Origin of the sequence: Sorangium aterium (assembly GCF_028368935.1) — a bacterium.
GTDB classification, from domain to species: domain Bacteria; phylum Myxococcota_A; class Polyangia; order Polyangiales; family Polyangiaceae; genus Sorangium; species Sorangium atrum.
The window spans coordinates 875,067-897,228 of the sequence record NZ_JAQNDK010000005.1; the positions used below are offsets into that span (position 1 = coordinate 875,067).

The 22,162-nt window shown below is 72.0% G+C and carries 16 protein-coding genes; 14 read left to right on the plus strand and 2 right to left on the minus strand.

Annotated elements, in window-relative coordinates:
* Positions 1-50: 50 nt before the first annotated feature.
* From POL72_RS41600 to POL72_RS41635, 8 genes are all read left to right on the plus strand, one after another.
* Positions 51-452, plus strand: coding sequence for a hypothetical protein (locus POL72_RS41600; protein ID WP_272102413.1), 402 nt, complete (start codon positions 51-53; stop codon positions 450-452).
* Positions 449-1,462 (plus strand): Gfo/Idh/MocA family protein, encoded by a 1,014-nt coding sequence (locus tag POL72_RS41605; RefSeq protein WP_272102414.1) that lies wholly within the window; start codon positions 449-451, stop codon positions 1,460-1,462. The genes POL72_RS41600 and POL72_RS41605 overlap by 4 nt, the downstream gene beginning before the upstream one ends.
* Before the next feature lie 231 nt (positions 1,463-1,693).
* The gene (locus POL72_RS41610; protein WP_044966844.1) at positions 1,694-2,032 is read left to right on the plus strand and encodes a gamma-butyrobetaine hydroxylase family protein; all 339 of its coding nucleotides are present in this window, start codon (positions 1,694-1,696) and stop codon (positions 2,030-2,032) included.
* Positions 2,029-2,796: a ribosome biogenesis GTP-binding protein YihA/YsxC gene (yihA, locus tag POL72_RS41615; RefSeq protein ID WP_272102415.1), complete on the plus strand. Its 768-nt coding sequence runs from the start codon at positions 2,029-2,031 to the stop codon at positions 2,794-2,796. Before POL72_RS41610 ends, yihA begins: the two co-directional genes overlap by 4 nt.
* A gap of 173 nt (positions 2,797-2,969) precedes the next feature.
* Positions 2,970-5,594: an NADH-quinone oxidoreductase subunit L gene (locus POL72_RS41620; protein ID WP_272102417.1), complete on the plus strand. Its 2,625-nt coding sequence runs from the start codon at positions 2,970-2,972 to the stop codon at positions 5,592-5,594.
* A 76-nt stretch (positions 5,595-5,670) separates the two neighbouring features.
* The gene (locus POL72_RS41625) at positions 5,671-7,866 is read left to right on the plus strand and encodes a complex I subunit 4 family protein (protein ID WP_272102418.1); all 2,196 of its coding nucleotides are present in this window, start codon (positions 5,671-5,673) and stop codon (positions 7,864-7,866) included.
* 3 nt (positions 7,867-7,869) lie between these two features.
* A complete protein-coding gene (locus POL72_RS41630) occupies positions 7,870-9,390 on the plus strand; it encodes an NADH-quinone oxidoreductase subunit N (protein WP_272102419.1) in 1,521 nt (506 codons plus the stop codon).
* Between the two features lie 110 nt (positions 9,391-9,500).
* On the plus strand, positions 9,501-11,651 hold the full coding sequence (locus POL72_RS41635) for a beta-galactosidase (protein WP_272102420.1): 2,151 nt from the start codon (positions 9,501-9,503) through the stop codon (positions 11,649-11,651).
* Between the two features lie 79 nt (positions 11,652-11,730).
* Here the strand turns inward: POL72_RS41635 and POL72_RS41640 are convergent, their stop codons facing one another.
* Positions 11,731-12,477, minus strand: a complete 747-nt coding sequence (locus POL72_RS41640; RefSeq protein ID WP_272102421.1) for a TM2 domain-containing protein — start codon at positions 12,475-12,477, stop codon at positions 11,731-11,733.
* 194 nt (positions 12,478-12,671) lie between these two features.
* On the opposite strand from POL72_RS41640, the gene POL72_RS41645 reads away from it, so the two are divergent.
* A complete protein-coding gene (locus POL72_RS41645; protein WP_272102422.1) occupies positions 12,672-13,811 on the plus strand; it encodes an AI-2E family transporter in 1,140 nt (379 codons plus the stop codon).
* A 57-nt stretch (positions 13,812-13,868) separates the two neighbouring features.
* On the opposite strand, the gene mrtC is transcribed toward POL72_RS41645, so the two are convergent.
* A complete protein-coding gene (gene mrtC / locus POL72_RS41650; protein WP_272102423.1) occupies positions 13,869-14,699 on the minus strand; it encodes a myxosortase MrtC in 831 nt (276 codons plus the stop codon).
* A gap of 240 nt (positions 14,700-14,939) precedes the next feature.
* Here mrtC and POL72_RS41655 point away from each other — a divergent pair, with 240 nt between their 5' ends.
* From POL72_RS41655 to POL72_RS41675, 5 genes are all read left to right on the plus strand, one after another.
* A complete protein-coding gene (locus POL72_RS41655) occupies positions 14,940-16,322 on the plus strand; it encodes an extensin family protein (protein WP_272102424.1) in 1,383 nt (460 codons plus the stop codon).
* A gap of 191 nt (positions 16,323-16,513) precedes the next feature.
* The gene (locus POL72_RS41660; RefSeq protein ID WP_272102425.1) at positions 16,514-17,506 is read left to right on the plus strand and encodes a serine/threonine-protein kinase; all 993 of its coding nucleotides are present in this window, start codon (positions 16,514-16,516) and stop codon (positions 17,504-17,506) included.
* Positions 17,503-18,888 carry a serine/threonine-protein kinase gene (locus POL72_RS41665; protein ID WP_272102426.1) on the plus strand — a complete coding sequence of 462 codons (1,386 nt, stop codon included), beginning with the start codon at positions 17,503-17,505 and terminating at the stop codon, positions 18,886-18,888. Before POL72_RS41660 ends, POL72_RS41665 begins: the two co-directional genes overlap by 4 nt.
* A 63-nt stretch (positions 18,889-18,951) precedes the next feature.
* On the plus strand, positions 18,952-19,941 hold the full coding sequence (locus POL72_RS41670; RefSeq protein WP_272102427.1) for a hypothetical protein: 990 nt from the start codon (positions 18,952-18,954) through the stop codon (positions 19,939-19,941).
* A gap of 88 nt (positions 19,942-20,029) precedes the next feature.
* Complete coding sequence (locus tag POL72_RS41675) at positions 20,030-22,147, plus strand: ATP-dependent helicase (protein ID WP_272102428.1); 2,118 nt, start codon at positions 20,030-20,032, stop codon at positions 22,145-22,147.
* The last annotated feature ends 15 nt before the right edge of the window (positions 22,148-22,162 follow it).

Sequence of the window (22,162 nt, forward strand, 5' to 3'; positions counted from 1 at the left end):
GCGCCGCCCCGGCTGGCTCTCCTCGAGCGCCGGGGCTATACGGCTCGCGGATGGACTACGGCAAGGCGGTGCGGATGCTGCTGCTCGTGGGCACCAGCGCCGCCGCCGGCGGCGCGGTCCTCTGGACGCAGGCGAGGTTCAACGCCTCGGACCGCAGGGCGGCGCTCGGCATCGTGCAGCAGTACCGCCCCGAGGGCGGCCGGAGCGTGCCGGAGGCGATCGGCGCGCGGCACCCGGGAAAGGCGCCCGACTGGAGCACCATGACCGAGTCGGCCTGCTTCCAGCACGTCCGCGTGCGCGCGACGATCGAGGGCGAGGCGCGCGCGCCGTACGACTTCCTCGTCGACATCAACGGGCCCTCGATCCACCCGGGCAACGCCGAGGGCGAGGCGATCCTCGGCGAGCTCGCGCTCCGGCCTGCCGAGTCCGCCGCCGCGCCGGGGGCGCCGTGAGCGCCGCGAGCGTCCGCGTCGCGCTGGTGGGCTGCGGGCGTTGGGGGGAGAAGCTCCTCCGCGCGCTGTCGGAGAACGCGCGGGCGCGCGTGATCGCCGTGGCGGACGTCGACCGCGGCCGCCTCTCGCGGGCGCGCGCGCTCGCCCCGCGGGCGCGGCTCGTGCGCACGATCGACGAGGCGCTGGCCGCGCGCGTGGACGCGGTGGTCATCGCGACCCCCGCGGCGAGCCACGCCGAGCTCGCGCTGCGGGCCCTCGAGGCCGGGGCGGACGTCTTCGTGGAGAAGCCGCTGGCCCTCTCCGCCGCGCAGGCCGATCGCTGCGCTTCCCGCGCCGCGGCGCTCGGCCGGATCGGCATGGTCGGCCACCTGCTCCGCTACCACCCCTCCGTGGTGCGCCTCGTCGCGCTCGCGCGCGAGCGGCGCCTCGGCGATCTCGTGAGCTTCAGCGCGGCGCGCCTGTCGATGAGCGCCGCCGGCGGCGTCGGCGGGGCCCGGTCGGCGCTCTGGACGCTCGGGCCGCACGACCTCTCGTTGCTCTCGGCGCTCGACTCGAGCCCGCTCGCCGAGGCGCGGGCCCACCTCTCGCCGTGCGGCGAGCTCGTCACGCTCGAGGCGCGCCTCGAGAGCGGCCTCGCGGCGCGGATCGAGCTCTGCTCGTCGAGCCCGACCAAGGAGCGGCGGCTGCGGCTCGTCGGCAGCGCGGGCGTCGCGGTCTTCGACGACGTGCGCGCGCCCGACCGCATCCTGTTCCTGGACGCGCGCGGCGCCGCGGCGGGCGCGCCGGCCGGCGAGCGCGCCTCGCACCTCGAGCTCGCGCCGGCAGGGCGGGAGCTCGAGGTCCCGTGGCGCGAGCCGCTCTCCGTGGAGATCGAGCACTTCCTCCGCTGCGTCGAGGACCGCGCGCCGCCGCTGACGCCGCTCGACGAGGGCGCCGCCGTCGTGACGATCCTCGAGCGCGTCGAGGCGACGCTCGCCCCCGTCGATGCGCGGGTGGTCGCTGCAGGGTGACGTGCGCAACGTGCGTAACTGCGTAACTCCGTAGCCGCGTCCGCTCCCGCTTCGGCCAGCCCGAGGCCCGGGAGGGCGCGGAGAGCACCGGCGCGGTCGAGCCCGGCGGGAGCCCTGGAAGCCTCGGAGACACCGCCGGATCCGAGAAAAGCGGAGCTGCGCCCGCTCGACGCGCCGGGGCGCTTTGCAGCGCCGGATCGGCGTGGTACTGCCGTCGGCTGGAAGGGCACGATGCCGCAGGATCCGAAGCTCACTCCCACTCAGGTCAAGGCGCCGCACGGAGCGCGGGTGATGGAGATCCACTGGGCTGACGGCCACCGCAGCGTCCTTCCGCACGAGATCCTGCGCGGGTACTGCCCGTGCGCGAACTGCCAGGGGCACGGCGGCACGATCAACTTCGTGCCCGGCGGTGACCTGAACGTCCGCGAGATCGAGCAGGTCGGCAACTACGCGCTCCAGTTCACGTGGGGCGATCGGCACGACTCGGGCATCTACACCTTCCGGTACCTGCGCTCGCTCTGCCAGTGCGACGAGTGCAAGCCGCAGTTCCAGCCGCCTCGCTCGAAGTGACCACCTCCCGCCGCGCCCCCAAGCCTCAATCTGCTCCGACGGCCCGCGCCGAGCGGCAGCTCGATCCGTTCCAGATCGTCGACTCGTCCTTCGTCGCCGGCGCGGGCTCGCTCGCGTCGCTCCCTCCGCCCGTCAGCGCGGAGGTGGCGTTCGGCGGGCGCTCGAACGTCGGCAAGTCGAGCCTCATCAACACGCTCGTCGAGCGCAAAGGGCTCGTCCGGACGAGCTCGAACCCCGGCTCGACGCGGCAGATCAACCTCTATGAGGCGCGGGCCCGCGACGGCGCGGTGTTCCAGCTCGTGGATCTGCCGGGGTACGGCTTCACCCGGCGCTCGAAGTCGGAGCAAGCGGCGTGGGCGTCGCTCATCGAGGGGTACCTGCGCGGGCGCGTCACGCTCGCCGCGGTGCTGCTCCTTGTCGATGCGCGGCGGGGCCTCGAGGAGGACGATCTCGAGCTCATCCGCTTCATCGAGGCGTCCCGCGACGTCGCCCGGCGGCCGGTGGAGCTGCTGCTCGTCGCGACGAAGGTCGACAAGGTGCCGCGCTCGTCGGTCCGGCGCGCGCTGGACCAGCTGTCCGCGGCGGCCCCGCGCACGGCGGGCGGCGCCCTCCGCCGCGCGATCGGCTTCTCGTCGATCACCGGCGAGGGCAGGCGGGATCTGTGGCTCGCGATCCGTCGCGTGACGCGGCTCGGCGGCGCGGCGCCGTCACCGAGCGGCGACGCGGGACGCGAGGACGACGCCTCGAGGACGACCGACGGGTGACCTCGCAGAGGTGCGAGATGCACGCAGAGGCGGCGCGTCTCGCCGTGGAACAGGGCGGATGGAAGTATTGACCCGCCCTGTCGCCCTCCATTAACGTGCGGCTCCTCCGGTTCCGCGGGGGAGTCACCAGAGCCGACTGACACGTCGCGGGGTGGTTGCAGAGCAAGACGCGCGTGCCGGCCCATGTTCTCACCGGCTGCCCCAACGATGCCCGACTACTCGGCCAGGTCACGCACGTTCACACGGCGCTGACGCCACTCTGGTGGATTCCGCTCCTGCCGATGCTCGGCGCGGTGATCAACGCGCTGTTCGGCCGCGCGTTGCAGCGGAGCGCGTTCGGTCGCGGTGTGTCGAAGCGGCTCCACATCGGGAGCTTCGGCGTCACGCTCGTCGCGGTGGGCGCCATGCTGGGCGCCTTCGCTCTAGGGCTCGCGAGCTTCGTGCAGCTCGTCGGGCTCGCTCCGGGGGAACGCGCGCTCTACAGCTTCGCCTGGCAGATGATCCGCATCGGATCGCTCGACGCGAACTTCGCGTTCGTGATGGATCCGCTGAGCTGCCTCATGACGCTGATCATCACCGGCGTCGGCGCGCTCATCCATGTTTACGCCGCCTCGTACATGGAGGCCGAGCCGGCGTACTGGCGATTCTTTACCTACCTGAACCTCTTCGTCTTCTCGATGTTGCTCCTCGTCCTCGGGGACAACTTCATCGTGATGTTCTTCGGCTGGGAGGGCGTCGGCCTCTGCAGCTATCTGCTCATCGGGTTCTGGTACAGCGACTACAAGAAGGCCTCTGCCGGGATGAAGGCCTTCGTCGTGAACCGGATCGGCGACTGGGGCTTCGTGTGCGGCCTCGCGCTCCTCTTCTGGGGTCTCGGCGCCAGGTGGCTCGACGACGGCCGGTTCCTCTCCGATTACCGCGCGCGCTTCATCGCGGTGGCCGAGGAGGCGCGCGGCGACCACGGCGCCTCCGCCGGGGCGCATGACGGCGCCGGGGGCAAGGCGGGCGAGCGCAGGGCGCAGCCGCTCGCCGGGGCGAAGGGATATCTCACCTTCACCGGTCATCCCGGCGCGCGCGTGTACCTCGGTATCGCCGACGCCGCTCAGCTCGCCTCGAACCCGCGGCCGTTCGGCGTGTCCCCCTTCATCCGCAAGGAGATCGACGCCGGGGCGCACTCCGTGGTGATCGTGCCGGGCGACGGCGCCGTGATCGGGGGCGACGGCGTCGAGATCGCCGCGATCGAGCGGATGCGCGTCGAGCCGGGCAAGGAGATCGTGGTGGCGACCGTGGGCTCGACGGTCACGTTCCGCGAGATCCACGATCAGCTCGTGATCAAGGACGCGAGCGGCAAGGCGTTCCTCAAGGATGCCCTCGAGTCGAAGACGGTGTGGGGCGGCGTCGCGCTGATCACGCTGGCCTGTCTCTTCCTCTTCGTCGGCGCCGCCGGCAAGAGCGCCCAGATCCCGCTCCACGTGTGGCTGCCCGACGCGATGGCTGGCCCGACCCCTGTCTCCGCGCTGATCCACGCCGCCACCATGGTCACGGCCGGCGTTTACATGGTCGCGCGCCTCAGCTTCCTGTTCTCGCTGAGCCCCGTCGCAGGCGGCGTCATCGCGCTGATCGGGGCCTCGACGGCGCTCCTCGCGGCGACGATTGGCTTCTTCCAGTACGACATCAAGAAGGTGCTCGCCTACAGCACGGTGAGCCAGCTCGGCTTCATGTTCATCGGGGTCGGCGTCGGGGCGTACTGGGCCGCCGTGTTCCACCTGATGACACACGCCTTCTTCAAGGCGTGCCTGTTCCTCGGGTCGGGCTCGGTGATCCACGGGATGCACGCGGTGGAGCACGACGAGGCCGCGGCCCAGGACATGCGCAACATGGGCGGCCTCCGCCGCGTCATGCCGCTCACGGCGCGGACGTACCAGGCGGCGTGCCTCGCCATCACCGCCGCGCCCATCCCGTTCTTCGCAGGCTTCTGGTCGAAGGACGAGATCCTCTGGAAGGCGTTCGGCGCCGAGAACACCGGCCCGATCCCGGGGCTGCTCCTCTATGCGATGGGCCTCGCGGCGGCGCTCGGCACCTCGTTCTACATGTGGCGGAGCTACTTCCTGACGTTCGAGGGGCCCCACGCCCGAAAGGAGATCGAGACCCGGGTCCACGAGTCGCCGCCGGCGATCACCTGGGTGCTCGCGGTGCTGGCGGTCCTGTCGGCGTTCGCGGGCGTCGTGTTCGGCTTCTCCAGCCACTTCGTCGGCGGCCACGGCGAGCCCCTGCTGGAGGCGTGGCTCCATCCGGTGTTCGCTCACGCGGAGGTCTCGTTCCGGCGCCACGGGCTGGGGCTCGAGCTCGCGCTCATGGCGCTCTCCGTCGGCGGCGCGATCGTCGCCTTCTCGCTCGCGCGCGCCCGCTACGGCGCGCGTCGCTCTCCGCGCTGGGTCGAAGAGGAGCGGCGGCTCCCGGGCTTCCAGCTCCTCTCGAACAAGTACTACGTCGACGAGATCTACGACGCGACCGTGGTGCGCGCCGCCCTCTCGCTGCGCCTCTTCTTCGCCGAGATGGATCGCTGGATCGTCGACGGCATCGTCAACGGGGTCGCGGTCCTGGCCCGGGCCGCCGCCTGGGTCACGGGCGCCATCGATCGGTACCTCGTCGACGGGGTCGTGAACCTCGTCGCCGAGGGCACGCTGAGCGCCGGGGCGAAGCTCCGCACCCTGCAGACCGGGCGCATCCAGAGCTACGTCTACTTCCTCCTGGGCGGCGTCGCCTTGTTCAGCATCGTTCATTACTTCCTGCGGTGAACGGCCGATGTCGAACCTCTCCCTCGTCAGCATGCGCCGTGGATTCGCCCTCGCGAGATCGGCCAGGTCCACCTCGATGAAGCTCCTGATCCCCCTCCTGGTCGCGCTCTCCGTCGTGCTCGGGGCGGCGCCGCCGGCGCTGGCGCAGGCGCTCGATGCGCCGAGGGCGCCCGGGCCGCGCGGCCAGATCGCGCTGCGCGCTGAGCCGCCCGGCGCGCCGGTCGAGCTCGCCGCGAGCGGGCCGGACCACGTCGGCTCGTTCACGATCGAGAACCAGGGCGACGGCCCCTTGAAGGTGACGCGGGTGATCGTGCGGACGTCCCCCGAGGATCCGCGCGTCCCGCCGGGCGTCAGCGCGGAGCTCGATGGCGGCGGCGCCTCGGCGACCCTCGCCCCGGGCGCGAGCCGGAAGGTCGTGGTCCGGTGGAAGACCGCGGGCGTGCGCGCGCGCGAGCTCTACGGGCACGTCGTCGTCGAGTCGGACGCGGTGGCGGCCGGCGCGGCCGGCGTGCTGGAGGTAGCGCGGACCGTCGCGATGGGCATCCACGCGGAGCGCGGGAGCAGCCTCGGCTTCGTCGGCGACCACATCCTCTCGATCCTGACGTTCCTGCCGCTGCTCGGCGTGGTCGCTGTCTTCCTCGCGCACCTCTTTCGTTACCGGGACGACAGGAAGCTCCGGCTGATGACCGTCGTGCTGATGGGCGTGAACCTCGTCCTCGCGGCGTGGCTCTACGCGCAGTTCGACCGGGGCTTCACCAGGATCGACGGGAACGACGGCTACCAGTTCATCGAGCACGGCGTGTGGATCCGCTCGCTGAACGTCGAGTACTTCGTCGGCGTCGACGGCGTGTCGATCTCGATGGTCCTGCTCACGGCGCTGATCTCGTTCGTGGGCGCCCTCGCGAGCTACAGCGTCCACGACCAGCTCAAGGGCTACTTCGCGATGTACAACCTCCTCGTCACGGGGATGTTCGGCGTCTTCATCGCGCTCGACCTGTTCCTCTTCTTCGTCTTCTGGGAGGTGATGCTCCTGCCGATGTACTTCCTCATCGGCATCTGGGGCGGACCGCGGCGCGAGTACGCGGCGATCAAGTTCTTCCTCTACACGCTGGCCGGCAGCGTCTTCATGCTGCTCGCGTTCATCTGGTTCTACCTGAACGCCGGCCACACCTACCTGGTCGACGGCCAGGCCACCGAGCGCATCTTCTCGATCCCGGAGCTCTCGCGGGTCGCCTGGGCGGCGCAGGGGCTCACGATCCTCGGCGCCGCCGCGGTGAAGGTGGTCTGGATCTGGCTGTTCGTCGGGTTCGCGATCAAGATCCCGATGTTCCCGTTCCACACCTGGCTGCCGGACGCCCACGTGGAGGCGCCCACGGCGATCAGCGTGATCCTCGCGGGGGTGCTCCTCAAGATGGGCACCTACGGCATCCTCCGCATCAACTTCACCCTGCTGCCCGAGGCGACGCAGTGGGCCGCGCCGGCCATGGCGGTGTTCGGGGTGGTCAACATCCTCTACGGCGCCTTCTGCGCCATGGCGCAGAGCGACCTGAAGAAGCTCGTGGCCTACTCCTCCGTCAGCCACATGGGCTTCACGCTGCTGGCGCTCGGCGCGATGACGCCGCAGGGCATCCAGGCCTGCCTCGTCCAGATGTTCAACCACGGCCTGATCACCGGGATGCTCTTCACCCTGGTCGGCGTGGTCTACGACCGCGTGCACACGCGCGACATCGACAGGTTCGGCGGCCTCGCCTCGGAGATGCCGCTCTACACGGCGCTCGTCGGCTTCGCGTTCATGGCGTCGCTCGGCCTGCCCGGCCTGTCCGGCTTCTGGGGGGAGGCGATGACGTTCATCGGCGCCTTCCCGCGCTACCGCGCGCTCACGATCCTCGCGGCCGTCGGCGTCATCGTCACCGCGGCCTACCACCTCTGGGCCCTCCAGCGGATGTTCCTCGGCACGTTCCGCGCGTCGTGGCGGCAGAGCAAGTACCTCGAGCCGTTCGGCGGGAAGTTCCCGGAGATCAGCGGGCGAGAGCTCGCGTCGATCGCGCCGCTCGCGGCGCTGGTCCTCGTCCTCGGCTTCTGGCCGCGCCCGCTGCTCAGCCTCATCGACCGCGGGGCCCTCGAGGTGCACCGCCTCGTCGACAGGCCGGGGCAGTCCCAGATCGCCGGCGCGCCAAGCGTGGACAGCGTGGGTGGCGCCGCGCACGCCCGCGCGGGCGCCCCGGACGAGGGCGCCTCGCCGGGCCAGGGCTCCCTCGCCAGCGCCAGGTAAGCCGTGGAACCCCGCGCCCTCGACAACGTGGCGAGCCTCGCCTACTTCGCGCCGGAGCTCGGCCTCATCGCGGCGGCCCTGCTGCTCGTCGTGTGGGACCTCGCGTCCCCGGCGCGCCTCAAGCTCGCCGGCCTCGTGATCCTCAGCCTCGCGGCGCTCGCCTGGTCAGGCGGGCTGGGCGCGTACTTCCTGGCGACGGACGCCGGCCCTCGCGCGCTCTTCCACGGCCTGCTCGCGTTCGATCGCTTCTCGAACCTCTTCCGCGTGATCTTCGCGCTCGTCACCGGGGCGATCATCCTCTTCTTGGTGCCCCCGCGGGCCCCTGGGATCGAGCCCGAGCTCCGCCGCGACTCGGGCGAGCTCTTCACGCTGATCCTCGTGCTCTCGCTGGGCATGAACCTGATGGCGGCGAGCCGCCACCTGCTGCTCATCTACCTGTCGCTCGAGCTCGTCAGCGTCATCAGCTTCGTGCTGGCGGGCTTCAAGATCAACGACGCGAAATCGAGCGAGGCGGCGCTCAAGTACGTCATCTTCGGCGGCGTCGCGTCGGGGATCATGCTCTACGGGATGAGCTGGATCTTCGGCATCACCGCGTCGATGAGGCTCGACGAGTGCGGGGCGCGGATCGCCGCGCTCACGGCGCAGCAGGGCAAGGTGCCGGAGGTCGTGTTCGTCGGCACGGCCTTCATGCTCGCGGGGTTCGGTTACAAGATCAGCGCCGCCCCGTTCCACATGTGGACGCCCGACGTGTACGAGGGCGCGCCGACCCCGGTGACCGCGTTCCTCTCGGTGGGGCCGAAGGCGGCGGGCTTCGCGGTGCTGATCCGCTTCTTCTCGGACGCGCTCGGCGCCGGGAGCGCGTCGCCCGGCGTCGCGACGCCGTGGCCGGTGCTCTTCGGGTGCCTCGCGATGGCGACCATGACCGTCGGCAACCTGTCGGCGCTCGAGCAGGAGAACGTGAAGCGCATGCTCGCCTACTCGAGCATCGCGCACGCGGGGTACATGCTGCTCGGCTTCTCGGTGTTCAGCGGCGCCGGCGTCGCCGCGATCGCGTTCTACATCGTCACCTACTGCTTCATGAACCTCGGCGCGTTCATGGTGGTGATGGCCGTGGCCGAGGAGAGCGGCGGAGACGAGACGTTCGCCGCCTTCCGGGGGCTCGGGCGCCGCGCCCCGCTCGTCGCCGCGGCGATGGCCGTGTTCCTGGTCTCGCTCACCGGCCTGCCCCCGATGGCCGGCTTCATCGGCAAATTCTACCTCTTCTCGGCGCTGCTCGCCGCCGGGGGCGCGTGGAGCTGGGTCATCGCGGTCGTCGGTGTGCTGAACAGCGTGATCTCGCTCTTCTATTACGCGCGCCTGCTCCGCACGATGTATCTCGACAAGAGCGATCGCACCGAGCCCGCGCAGGTGCGGCCGCTGCTCGGCGCGACGACGTGCGCGCTCGCGGTTCCGACCCTGCTGCTCGGGGTCTACTGGGGGCCCGTTTACGATTTCGTGGCGCGCTCGGTGGCGATCCTGCGCTGAGCGCTGAGCGCTGAGTGCTGAGTCAAGGACCGACGTCGCCCCATCCGGCGCGCGCCGGGCCGAACGCGGCGGTATCGATCTCCCTGCGATCCTTGCTAGTGTGCGCGCGCGTGGCCACGACGCAGGACGCGAGCTCTCCAGAGGAACGTTTCGCGCGGGGGGTACGCCTTGCCCCGGGCGGCCTGGACATCGGCGGCAAGCTGGTCCCGCTGTACGCCGGCAGCGTGCACTACTGGCGGCTCGACCCGCAGCACTGGCGCGCCTGCCTCGAGGCCACGCGCTCGCTCGGCGTTCACCTGATCGACATCTATGTGCCATGGGCCGTCCACGAGACCGGCCCGGGGCAGTTCGATTTCGGCCGGGCCGATCCGCGCCGCGACGTCGGCGCCTTTCTCCGCCTCGCGCACGAGCTCGGTTTTTACGTCATCGCCCGCCCTGGCCCGCACATCAACGCCGAGCTCACCTGCTTCGGCATCCCCGAGCGCGTCATCTGGGACCCGAGCTGCCAGGCCCGCTCGGCGCGGAACAACCCGGTCGTGCTCCCGATGTTGCCGTACGGGTTCCCGGTCCCGAGCTACGCGAGCAACGCATTCCACGACGAGGTCGCCCGCTATTTCAACGCGCTCGCCCCGGTCCTCACGCCGCACCTCTACCCGGACGGGCCCATCGTGCTCTTGCAGATCGACAACGAGGGCGCGCTCTACTTCCGCGACGGGGCGTACGATCAGGATTACCACCCGGACGCGATCTCCCTGTACCGCGACTTCTTGCGCGAGAAGTACCGGACGATCGAGGCGCTCCAGCGCGCTTACGCGAAGCGGGCGGAGCCCACGCCGGAGGGCGACGCGGTCGAGGACGTCGGCGCGGCGCTCGTGCGCGCGGTCGCCCGCGAGCGCGCGCAGGCCGAGGAGGGCGACCTGCGGTTCGCCACGATCACGCCGCCGGTCGCGTTCGACGCCGAGACGCCGGGCGATCTCGCGCGCCACCTCGACTGGAGCGAGTTCCACGAGCACCTCCTCGAGACCGCCATGGGCCGCTTCGCGAGGGCGCTCTCCGCGGCGGGCGTCGATGGCCTGCCCACGATGCACAATTTCCCGATGGGACAGGACGCGACGCCGCTCAACCCTGCGCGCATCTCGCGCGTCGTCGACCTCGTCGGCCTCGACTACTACAGCATCGCGAGCCCGAGCACCCGGCAGATCATCGCCCGCCGGACGAGCGAGCTCGCCGTGCGCTGCGAGGCGCTCTCGCTGCCGCCCTTCGCGTGCGAGATGGGCGCCGGCTTCCCGCCGTTCTTCCCGCCGCTCGAGGAGCGCGACAGCGTGTTCGTGATGATGGCCGCGCTCGCCTACGGGCTGCGCGGGTACAACATCTACATGGCGGTCGAGCGCGACCGCTGGATCGGCGCGCCGATCGATCCGCGCGGCCGTCCTCGCCCCTTCGCCGCCTTCTGGCGGAAGCTCTCCGCGGCCCTCGAGGCGACGAGGTTCCACGAGCTCCGGCGCCCGGCGCCGGTGCGCATCGTCACGCCGCGCACGGAGCGCCGGCTCTCCCGCGTGATGCACGCCTTCGGCCCGCTCACCGGGGCGTTCTTCTCGATCATGAACTTCGGTGCCCGCGATCGCTGCCTCGAGGACGATCTCGGGCTCGGCTACCCGCTGGCGGTGGAGTCCGACACGTTCGTGCGCGCGTTCGAGGAGGCGCTCGACGCGCGCGGCGTCCCCTACGCCCACGTGGGCGGCGAAGATCGCGACATCTCGCTCGTCGGGGCGCGCTGGGTCATCTGCGCCACCTCGGGCGGCCTGAGCCCGGAGCTGTTCGCGTGGCTCGAGGCGACGTCCAGGCAGGGGACGCTGATCACGCTCGGCCCCCGCGAGCCCACCTTCGACGGCGCCTTCCGCCAGCTGCCGCGGCCCTACGAGCTGAAGCGGCTCCTCGCCCCCGGCCAGAACCTGCCGGCGCTCCTCCAGGACGACCCCGCCGCGGCCGACGCCGCGGTGTCGCGCGCCATCGACGCGCTCGGCCTGCCGACCTTCGCGTGTGATCCGGACAGCGTGTTCGCCACGCTGCACGAGGACGCGTCGGGCACGCCGCGGGTGCTCTTCCTGCTGAACCCCGGGGACGCGGACGTGGTGGCGCGCGTCACCGTGAGCGCTCAGCGAGCGCGCGATGTGCTGGACGACGCGCACTTCGAGGCGCGGCGCGGGGCGCTCGAGGTGCGGCTCGTGCCTCGCTCCGTGCGGATGCTCGCGCTGGAGTAGCCCCGCCGCCGCGCGCTGCGCCGGCCGGCGAGGCTCGTTATCTCCGCTCGATCCCCTCCTGGACCCGGTGTGCCCTCGATCAGCGCTCGAACCGCAGCGAGTTGCCCTCTGCATCGCGGAAGCGGCCCATGCCGATCATGAGGATGTCGATCAGCGACCAGATGCCGAGCCCGCCGCACGTCAAGAGCTTCGCTATGCCGAGCCCGGTCTGTCCCAGATAAAAGCGATCTACGCCAAAGTAGCCGAGGAAATAGGAGAGCAAGAACAGCGTGGACTGGCTCTTGGTCGGGTGGCCGACGGGCGCGTCGCGCCTGAGCACGAGCCCCTGGGCGTCTCGCATCGATCCGGTGCCGATCAGGATCGTATCGATGAGGCTCCAGAAGCCGAGGCCACCACACGTGAACAGCTTCAGGAGCCCGAGCCCCGTCTGGCCCAGGTAGAAGCGATCGACGCCGAAGGTCCCGAGAAACACCGCGAGCATGAAGGCTGTCGCCTGGTCCTTGTCGGAATAGGCGTGCGCCGGGGCGCCGTGAGGCGGTCCGCCGCCATGAGCCGGCGGCGGGCCCCAGCCGCCTCCAGGCGGCGCGCCGTAGCCGCCTGGGGGCGCGCCCCATCCTGCGCCAGGAGGCGGGGTTCCGCCCGGCGGCGGGTATCCGCCGGGTGGCGGCGGCGGGTATCCGCCCGACGAGGATGCGCCGCCTCCGCCGCCCGGCGCCACGCCCTGGCCGCCGGGCGGGCTAGACCCCCAGCCGCCATTTCCCCAGCCGCCGCCTGCGTTGCCCCAGCCTCCGCCACCGGGCGGAACCCCGCCTCCGCTCGTGCTCATCCTCGTTCCCTCCAGCGGATGCGGCTGTGGAGGCGGCCGTGCGCCCCCGCGGTCGTCCGCCGAGCCTGACTGTAGCCCGGAACCGGCGCGCCGCGCTTGCGCAACGTGGAAATCGCTGGTGGTTGCCGGAGGCCCACCCTACCTTGCCCGCGATGGGCCGCTGATCGCGGCGCCAGGAGCGAGCGCACCCGGCGATGCAGCAAGATTTTCAGTCCGATCGATGGCTGTCGTTCGCCCTCCGGGCGGGGCTCATCGCTCTGTTCTTCTGGATGGTGAAGGGGCTGCTCGTCCCCGTCCTGCTCGGCGGTCTGGTCGCGCTCCTCGTCTCCCCGCTCCAGGGCCGCCTCGCGCCTCGACTCGGCCGCTTCCGCAAGTTCGCGCCCGCGATCTCGACGGTGGGCGTGATCATCCTCGTGTGCATCCCGCTCGCGGTGATCATCATCGAGGCCTCCGCCTCGATAAGCCGCTTCTTCGCGCGGGACTGGTCGAACACGATCGAGCGGGTCCAAGGCCTCCTGAACGACGGGAGGATAACGGGGCTCCTCAACAGGGCCGGCCTGTCCGGGGACGACGTCCGCACGTATGTGAGCAACCTGTTCGAGCGGGTGGGCAGCTCGATCGCCGGCTTCGCGGGCGGCATGGTCGCCGCGGTGCCGCAGACGATCGTCGACGCGTTCCTGTTCATCGTCGGGCTCTACTACCTGCTCCGCGACGGGGGCCTGCTGCTGCGCTGGTTGCTCACGCAGTCGCCGTTCAGGAACGAGGAGACGGACGTCCTCTTTGCGTCGATCCAGGACACGGTGCACGGCGCCGTCCTCGGCCTGCTCGCGACGGCGGCCGTCCAGGGGACGCTGACGACGATCGCGCTGTTTGCTTGCAAGGTGCCGGGCGCGTTCCTCTTCGGCCTCCTGGCCACGCTGCTCTCGCTCGTCCCCATGATCGGCACCACGCCGGTCACGCTGGGAGCGGCCATCTACCTGTTCGTCGTCGGGCGCATCGGGGCGGGCGTCGGCATGTGCGCCGCGGCGGTCGTCGTCGGGCTCTCGGACAACGTGATCCGGCCGTGGGTCCAGAGCTCGCACGGCGGCATGCACCCGCTCATCGCGCTCCTCGCCATCTTCGGCGGGCTCGAGCTGTTCGGCGCGGCGGGGATCTTCATCGGCCCGGTCGTCGCTGCGATCGTCCTCTGGGCGGTCGACACGCGCGCCGGCATCCCCGGTCCGAGCCTCCCGCTGGGCCCGCACACGTCGCAGCCGCCACCCTCGCTGAAGTCGCCGACGTCGCGACCGCCGCCGACGTCGCGACCGCCGCCGGCCTCGCGACCGCCGGTGTGACGCAACGGCGCGCCGGAGCGCCGCGAAAGGCGCGGTCCGCGCCCTGGAGCGAGGCGCTCACGGCGACAGGCCGTAGCCGCGGGCGAGGGTGAGGGAGAGGAGGTTGCACGCCGCGTGGAACACGAGCGACGCCCCGATGCCGCCGGTGCGCGCTCGCAGCCATCCGAAGAGGAGCGCGGGGAAGAAGACGGCGAGCCGGGCCGGGTGCTGGATCGTGAGCACGTGGCCGAGCGCGAAGATCGCCGACGAGAGGAGCCACGCCGGGCCGAGCGTCGCGCCGGCGACGCGGAAGCGCGGCGGGAAGACGCGGTCGAGGGCGCTCTGGAGGTAGCCCCGGAAGAACGCCTCCTCGGGCAGCGCGACCACGAGCAGCTGCGCGGCGATCTCGTCGGCGAGCGATGGCGGCGGGCGCAGCACGAACGGCGAGGTCGCGCCCCAGTACAGCCGGTAGCCCAGCCAGAAGAGCGGAAAGACGATCGCGGCGACCAGCGCCGCCCAGGCGACGGCGTGGAGCGCGGCGCGGACGAGGCGCTTCGGCGACAGCGGCACGGGCTCCAGGATCCCCCCGAGCGACAGGCCGTGGGCGCGGATCGTCGACTCGTCGTACCTCAGCACGAGCCAGAACGTCGCCGCGAAGAAGGTGAGGCCGACGAGCGTCCCGGCGTAGCTCTTCGGCGCCGCGTAGGACACGGCCGTCACGGCGGCCGTCGTGACGCCTGCGGCGAGGAGCGCGCGCGCGGCGGTCGGCTCGGGCGCCCGCGGGCGCTCGCGCTCGCGCTCGCCGACGCTCGCATGGGCGGCGTTCGCGTCCGCCGGCGCGCCAGGTGTCTCGTCGCCGGCACGTGGGCGGACGTCGCGGCTCGGTTCGATGGGTGTGGGCGGCTGCAAGGCGTGTTCGTCGCGGATTGGAGTGCGCGGTGCGGGGGCTTACGCGGGGGTCTCGGCGACCAGGGTTCGCGGCCGCGCGCGCTCAGCCTAGCCGCCGGGATGTCCCTCCGCGATGGTCAGCGGTCACGGCGGCGCGATTCGAGCGCTGCACACGGGTCCAGCCACCGCCCATTTTCTAGCCTTCCAGCCCGGTCACGTTAGAGTGCGGCCGCTGTGGCGTTTTCCCGACTTCGCTGTCTGATGAAGCCGTTGGCCTGCGCGCTGCTTGCGTCCGTCGCGACGCTCGGCCCGGCGCCCGCGTCGGCCGCGTCGCCGTTCCTCATGATGCCTGAGGCGAGCGTCGCCGAGGCGTCCCCGGCGTACCGCTATGCCAACATGACGAACGAAGAGGCGCTGGCGGAGCTGGATCGCCGGAAGATCCTGTATCTCAAGGTCGACCACGCGCCCGGGGTGCGCGCTCCGATCCGGCTCACGGGGCGGCTGAACGGCGTGTACTTTCATTCGGTGCTCCCGCCCGAGCAGCGCGTGACGAGCATGTTCGAGATCCTGGACGCGCGCCTCGCGCTCGCCCTCGACGATTTCGCGGCCGTGCTCTCGAGGCACGATATCGACGAGGTCGTCCATTACACGATGTATCGGCCCAACGTGCCGATGCGCGGCGGCGAGGGCGTGGACGGCGACGGAGAGCACGGGCACCCGATCGCCCACGCGAAGGCCGCCGACAGCGCGGTGAAACAGGCAGAGGCTGCGGACGGCGCTGCCCGCGAGGAATCGACGAGGCAGGCCTCGCCGGTCGAGCCCGCGCCGCCGGTGGAGCTCGGCAAGAAGGGCGCGCTCGATGGGGCGTCCAAGGCGCCTGATGAGCCACCGCGACGCCTGAAGGAGAAGGGGGCCGCCGAGGCCGGGCCGAAGGAGAAGGCCGCAGCGGAGGCCGGGCCGACGCGGAAAGGGGCGGTGGAGGCCGGGTCGAAGGAGAAGGCCTCAGCGGGGGCCGCGCCGAAAGAGAAGGCCGCAGCGGGGGTCGCGCCCAAGGAGAAGGCCGCAGCGCAGGCTGCGCCGAAGGAGAAGGCCGCAGCGCAGGCCGCGCCGAAGGAGAAGGCCGCCTCGGAAGCCGAGCCAAGCGCCGCCTCCAAGGCTCCTGGCCAGCGCACGCGCACGATCGCGGCGCGCAGCGGGCAAGCCAAGGCCGCCGGCAAGGTCGGAGCGCGCCGCGCTGCTCGGCGCAAAGCCGTGGAGCCGACCCGGGCCACGACGTCTGCGGTCAAGCACCGTGGCGACGTCGCTCTGCGCAGCGATGCAGCGCAGAAGCCTCGCGGTACGTGGGCTCCGCCTGGCACGCGGCACCCCGCCGGCCTGGCCATCGACGTCGGCGCGCTCAAGAAGCGCGACGGCACCTGGATCAGCGTCGCGCGCCACTTCCACGGCCGCATCGGGGACAAGACCTGCGGTGAGGGGGCGCCCCAGCCCGAGCTCCCCGAGGCGCGCGAGCTCCGGTCCATCGTGTGCGAAGCGGCGGATCTCGGGATTTTTACATATGTGCTGACGCCCAATTTCAATGCGGCGCACGTCGACCATTATCATATGGAGATCAAGCCGGGCGTCCGGTGGTTCCTCTATCACTGAGCGAAGGCCGCGCGCCCCTTGTACAGCCCTGAACGGCTCGCAGCGCGCCGCACTGCACATCCGTTGATTGCGCGTTTTTTGATGATCTGAGCGGTTTGTTCGCGCAACTTCCGCCGCGAGAGCGACGATTCCCTTCCCGAACGAAGGCGCCGGCGCTCCGCCGCGCGCCCCCGCAAGGGAGGTCGACGGACATGGTGCAAAAGAAAGACGGACAGCCGCTGCCGGGGACTTCCTACCGTGTGCTCCGTCGGATCGGGGCAGGCTCGTGCTCGGAGGTCTTCGAGGTGACCGGGCGCCGCGGCCAGCTGCGCGCGCTCAAGCTGCTCCGCGCCATGCACGACGGGTCGAGCGAGATCGGAGCGCGCCTGGTCCAGGAGGGGCGCACGCTCTCGGCGCTGAGCCATCCCCACATCGTGAAGGTCGAGGAGGTCGGCGTGACGAGCGACGGCCGGCCCTTCCTCGTCATGCCGCGCCTCTTCGGCGAGACGATGCGCGAGCGGCTCGACGCGCGCGGACCGCTCGCGACGCCCACCGCCGTGCGCGTCGCGATCCAGGTGCTCGGCGGGCTCGCGGCGACGCACCGCGCCGGCGTCGTCCACCGCGACATCAAGCCGGCGAACGTCTTCCTCGCGCAATCGAGCTGCGCCGAGCAGGGCCTGGCCGATCTGGACAGCGCGTCCGGTGCGCCCGAGGCCGAGCACGCCGTGCTCATCGACTTCGGCATCGCGAAGGTGACCCGCGAGGGGCTGGAGCCGTCGATGGGCTCGAACGTCCTCGGCACGCCGCGCTACCTGTCGCCCGAGCAGATCCGCGGCGAGGAGGTCGACGCTCGCACCGACGTGTACGCGGTGGGCCTCCTGCTCTTCGAGGCGATCACAGGGCGCGGTCCGTTTCCGGTGGTCGACTCGATGGCGGTGATGCGGGCGCACCTCGGCACACCGGCGCCGCGGCTTCGCTCGCTCCTCTGGGTGCCTCCGGCGCTCGATCATGCCGTCGCGCGCGCGCTCGAGAAGGATCCGGGGCTCCGCTGGCAGACGGCGGACGCGATGGCCGCCGCGCTCGCGGAGGCGCAGGGCGAAGACGGGGGCAGGGAGACGCCGGCCCTCGGCGGGGCGGGGCGCGCCTCGCCGCCGGACGGCGAGCGCAGCGCGCGGGCGCGCCTCGCGGCCGGAGGGGCGCGATGAGCGGCGCGTCCGCCGAGTGCTCCGGGGCGCGCACGCTGCTCTACGCGGGCGGGGTGTCGCTCGCGCCGAGGGCCCCTCTCGCGCGGCCGCTCCGCGCGAGAGGCGAGGGCGAGCCGCTCGAAGACGGGTGGCCGCTCCGCGCGCTGGGCGAGGGTGAGCCGCTGCGGGGCACACCGTACGTCGTGCTGCGCCTGCTCGGTCAGGGCGGCATGGGCGAGGTGTACGAGGTCGAGCACCGGGCGCTCGGCCGCCGGTTCGCGGTCAAGGTGCTGCACCGCAGCCACGCCGGCCGCAGCGATCTCTCGGCGCGCCTGCGCGCCGAGGCGCGCTCGATCGCCCGCCTGCGCCACCCGGGCCTTCCCAGCGTGTTCGACCTCGGCGCGACCGACGGCGGCCGCCCCTACTTCGCCATGGAGCTCCTCGAGGGGCGCGATCTCCGGACCGAGCTCGCGCGCCTCGGCGTGGTCGCGGTCCCGACAGCGCTCGACCTGGTTCTGCAGGCCCTGTCCGCGCTGTCGCTCGCGCACGCGGCGGGCATCGTCCACCGCGATCTCAAGCTCGAGAACCTGTTCCTGTGCGATGACGGCACGCTCAAGGTCCTCGACTTCGGCGTCGCCAAGCTCCTCCACGCCGGCGCCTCGATGACCGCCCCGGACGCCGTCATCGGCACGCCCAGGACGATGGCGCCCGAGCAGTGCGCCGCCCTGCCGATCGATCCGCGCGCGGATATCTACGCGATGGGCCTCGTCCTCTACGAGCTCGTCGCCGGGCGAGGCCCCTTCGACGAGCTGCGCGGCCGGGGCGACGCGCTCCGCTTCGCTCACTGCGAGCGGGAGCCTCCTCCTCCCTCGCGCTTCGCGCCGCAGCCGATCCCGGCGGCGCTCGAGCAGCTGATCCTGCGCGCGATCGCGAAGGCGCCCGAGCATCGCTTCCAGACGGCCGCCGACATGGAAGCCGCTGTGCGCCGATTGCACGGCCGGTTGCACGACGGATCGCCGTCGAGCGCCGCGCCGGCGGTCAGCGCGACCGCGCTCACCCCGACCACGGCCGACGCCGTCGCGGCCTGCACGCCTGCGCGCGGCGAGGTGCCCGCCGAGGTGCTCCGCCGATCGCTGCTCGCCGCGTCGGCCGGCGCCGCGCGCCTCTCGCGCCGCCCGAGGGCGCGCTCGACGCGGCGCGCACCTCCGGCGCGGCCCGCCGCCCGTGCGGCGTCGCGCGCCTCCGCGCTCGCCGTCTGCGCGCTCGCCATCGGCGCGCTCGCCGTCGCGTCGGCCGCGCTCGGGCTCGCGCTCGGACAGCGCTGGATCGCGGCGAGCGAGCACGCCGCGCCTGCGCCGCCGTCCGCGCCCGCCGCGGCGCAGGCGCGCTCGGCTGTAAGGTAGCCTCGTCGAGCCCGTTCCTTGGTCGACACCGCGTCGACACCGCAGTCGCGGAGTGGAGGGACCATGAACCGGATGCGACGAATCGGGCTGGCTTGTTTGGCGATATCGCTCCTCGCGGGCACCGCCGGCTGCGGCGGCAGCACCGCGGCCCGGCCGGCGGATTCCACGGCAAAGGGGGGACGCGCGATCACGGGCGCTCCCGAGCCCTCCAGCGCACAGGGGTTCGAGGACGGCGCCGCGTTCGAGCCGGGCGCGCCCGCCGCGCCGCCGTCGCGCGACGCCTCGCCCGCGGCGCCTTCGGCCGCGCTGGAGCAGCCCTCCGCCACGGGCGGCGCCTCGCGCGCCGAGGGGGCGGCGCGCAAGGCGCCGAGCAGCCAGGTCGCGCCGGAGCCCATCGATCGCCCGGGCCTCGGCACCGAGTGGGGTGAGACGCGCGTGTCGCGCATCTCGACCGCGCCGTTCGTCCGGGCCGACGTCAACCGCCCCTTCGTCGTCGCGAGCCTGTTCTACAACGACGCCGAGGGCGCCCGCGCCATGGCGAGCGCGTCCGGCTTCCGCCGCACGTCGCCGCAGGCCTTCACGCTGGCCGGCGGCGCCGTCGCGGTCGGGCTCCGCGGCGAGGGCGGCGGCTTCCTGAGCGGCTTCGTCGCCGGCGAGAAGACCCACGTCGTCGGCGAGGCCGGCCAGCGCTACAGCATCGTGCTGCGCAACCTCACGCCGACCCGGATCGAGTGCGTCGTCTCCGTCGACGGCCTCGACGTCATGGACGGCCAGGCCGCGGCGTTCAGCAAGCGCGGTTACCTGATCGATCCCCACGGCGAGCTCGAGATCGACGGCTTCCGCCAGTCCGTGGACACGGTCGCCGCGTTCCGCTTCGGCTCGGTCCGCGGCTCGTACGCGAACCAGAAGCACGGCGACACGAGGAACGTCGGCGTGATCGGCGTGGCCCTCTTCAACGAGCGCGGGACGACGCCCTGGACGTTCGACGAGGTCCAGCGCCGCCGGGAGGCGGACCCCTTCCCGGGGCAGTTCGCCACGCCGCCCGGCATCTGAGCCTTTCCAGCGGGCATCTCGCGCCTCCTCCGCGCTCCGACAAAATCAAGCTCCCGCTCCGCCGCGCGCCGGGCTAGGCCACGGCACGGTGTCGGACTTATTGAACCCGTCTCAACGTGCGGCCGTCGAGCACGAGCTCGGGCCCATGCTGGTGCTCGCCGGCGCAGGTTCCGGCAAGACGCGCGTGGTGACCACGCGGATCGCCCGCCTCCTCGATCGCGGCATCCCGGCGCGCTCCATGTTGGCGATGACCTTCACCAACAAGGCCGCCGCCGAGATGCACGAGCGCGTCGGCAAGCTCGTCGGCTCGAAGGTCGCGCGCGAGCTCAAGGTCTGCACCTTCCACCGCTTCGGGCTCGACGTGCTCGGCGCGGAGACCCGCGCCCTCGGCCTGCGCGGCGGCTCCTTCGCCATCTTCGACCAGTCCGACGCCCTGGGGGTCATCCGCGAGATCCTCCGCGAGCTCCGCGCCGGCAAGAGCTACGACGTCAGCGCGATCCTCTCGCGCATCTCGAACGCCAAGAACGCGTTCCTCGACGCCGAGACCTGGGCCGAGGCGCAGCGGCAGGGCAAGGGCATCGACGAGTACGACGAGATCTCGATGCTCGTGTACCCGCGCTACATGGCGGCGCTGCGCTCGTTCCAGGCGTTCGACTTCGACGATCTCATCTGCGAGGTGGTCCGCCTCTGGCAGTCGCGCGCCGACGTCCTCGAGCGCTGGCGGATGCGCTACCGCTTCGTGATCGTCGACGAGTACCAGGACACGAACCGCGCCCAGCTGGAGCTCCTGCGCCTGCTCTGCGGCGAGCACCGCAACGTGGTCGTCGTCGGCGACGACGACCAGTCGATCTACGCCTGGCGCGGCGCCGACGTGCGCAACATCCTCGATTTCGAGGAGCACTTCTCGGGCGCGAAGGTCGTCAAGCTCGAGCACAACTACCGCTCCCGCAAGCCGATCCTCGACGTCGCGAACGCCGTGCTCGCCAAGTCCGGCGCCCGGCGGCACAAGAAGTCGCTCATCGCCACCCGCGTGGAGGGCGACAAGGTGCGGTCCATCATCTGCGTGGACCCCGACGTCGAGGCGAGCTTCGTGGCCACGGAGGCGCAGCGCCTCCTGGAGCGGGAGGCCGCGCGGCCGAAGGACATCGCGGTGCTGTACCGCTCGAACCTCCAGGCGGCCGCGATCGAGTCGGCCCTCAAGGAGCGGCAGATCCCGATCCGGATGATCGGCGGCCAGCAGTTCTTCGAGCGCAAGGAGGTCAAGGACCTCATCGCCTACCTCCGCGTCGCGCTCAACCCGGGCGACGAGATGTGCCTGCGGCGCATCCTGAACTACCCGGCGCGGGGCATCGGCGACGTCGCGGTGGCCAAGCTCGGCGCCTACGCGACGGCGCACGACGCGACGCTCTGGACGGCGGTGTCGCGGCCGCACGCCGTGCACGAGCTGACCGCCGCCGCGATCGAGGGCTGCCGCCAGCTGCTCCGGATCATCGAGGCCACGCGCGCGCGGTTCGAGCGCGGCGAGCCCTCCGCGGAGGTCGCCCGCGCGCTCCTCGCCGATGCCGGCTTCAAGGAAGACATCATGGCCGGCTCGTCCACGGCCAACGCCGCGGCGCGCCGCTGGGGCAACATCGAGGGCCTGCTCAACGTCTTCGCGCGCCGCGACGAGAAGGGGAAGGGGGACCGCGCGAGCTTCGCCGAGTTCCTGCGGCTGCTCGCCCTGCGGCAGGACTCCGAGGAAGAGGAGGCCACCGATCGGGTGACGCTCACCACGATGCACGGCGCGAAGGGGCTCGAGTTCCCGTACGTGTTCGTGATCGGCCTGGAGGAGGGGTTGATGCCTCACCAGCGCAGCCTCGACGAGCGCGCCACGGACGCCGCGCCGAGCGGCGCGGAGGGCGGCGACACGGGCGGTCACAGCATCGAGGAGGAGCGGCGGCTCTTCTACGTCGCGGTCACGCGGGCCCGCGATCGGCTCTACCTCACGCGGGCCAAGCACCGTGGCTCGCGCGGCAAGATGGTGCCGAGGACGCCGAGCCGGTTCATGCTCGAAATTCCGCCCGAGCTCCTGGAAGAGCGCGAGGAGCTCGCGCCCGTCGCTCCGGGGATGGAGAAGGTGAAGGCGGGCGCGGCCGGCGTGCTGGCCGCGCTGTCGATGAACCCGTTCGCAGGCGATCCCCCCCTCATCCCGCGCCGCCGCTCCTGAGCGGGGCGCGGGACG

Bases quoted from the DNA above. Each gene is read 5' to 3' on its own strand.
- POL72_RS41665 (WP_272102426.1), top strand. From the start codon at position 17,503: ATGAGCGGCGCGTCCGCCGAGTGCTCCGGGGCGCGCACGCTGCTCTAC.
- POL72_RS41660 (WP_272102425.1), top strand. From the start codon at position 16,514: ATGGTGCAAAAGAAAGACGGACAGCCGCTGCCGGGGACTTCCTACCGT.
- POL72_RS41600 (WP_272102413.1), top strand. From the start codon at position 51: ATGGACTACGGCAAGGCGGTGCGGATGCTGCTGCTCGTGGGCACCAGC.
- POL72_RS41670 (WP_272102427.1), top strand. From the start codon at position 18,952: ATGAACCGGATGCGACGAATCGGGCTGGCTTGTTTGGCGATATCGCTC.
- POL72_RS41640 (WP_272102421.1), bottom strand. From the start codon at position 12,477: ATGAGCACGAGCGGAGGCGGGGTTCCGCCCGGTGGCGGAGGCTGGGGC.
- POL72_RS41625 (WP_272102418.1), top strand. From the start codon at position 5,671: ATGAAGCTCCTGATCCCCCTCCTGGTCGCGCTCTCCGTCGTGCTCGGG.
- POL72_RS41610 (WP_044966844.1), top strand. From the start codon at position 1,694: ATGCCGCAGGATCCGAAGCTCACTCCCACTCAGGTCAAGGCGCCGCAC.
- POL72_RS41645 (WP_272102422.1), top strand. From the start codon at position 12,672: ATGCAGCAAGATTTTCAGTCCGATCGATGGCTGTCGTTCGCCCTCCGG.
- POL72_RS41655 (WP_272102424.1), top strand. From the start codon at position 14,940: ATGAAGCCGTTGGCCTGCGCGCTGCTTGCGTCCGTCGCGACGCTCGGC.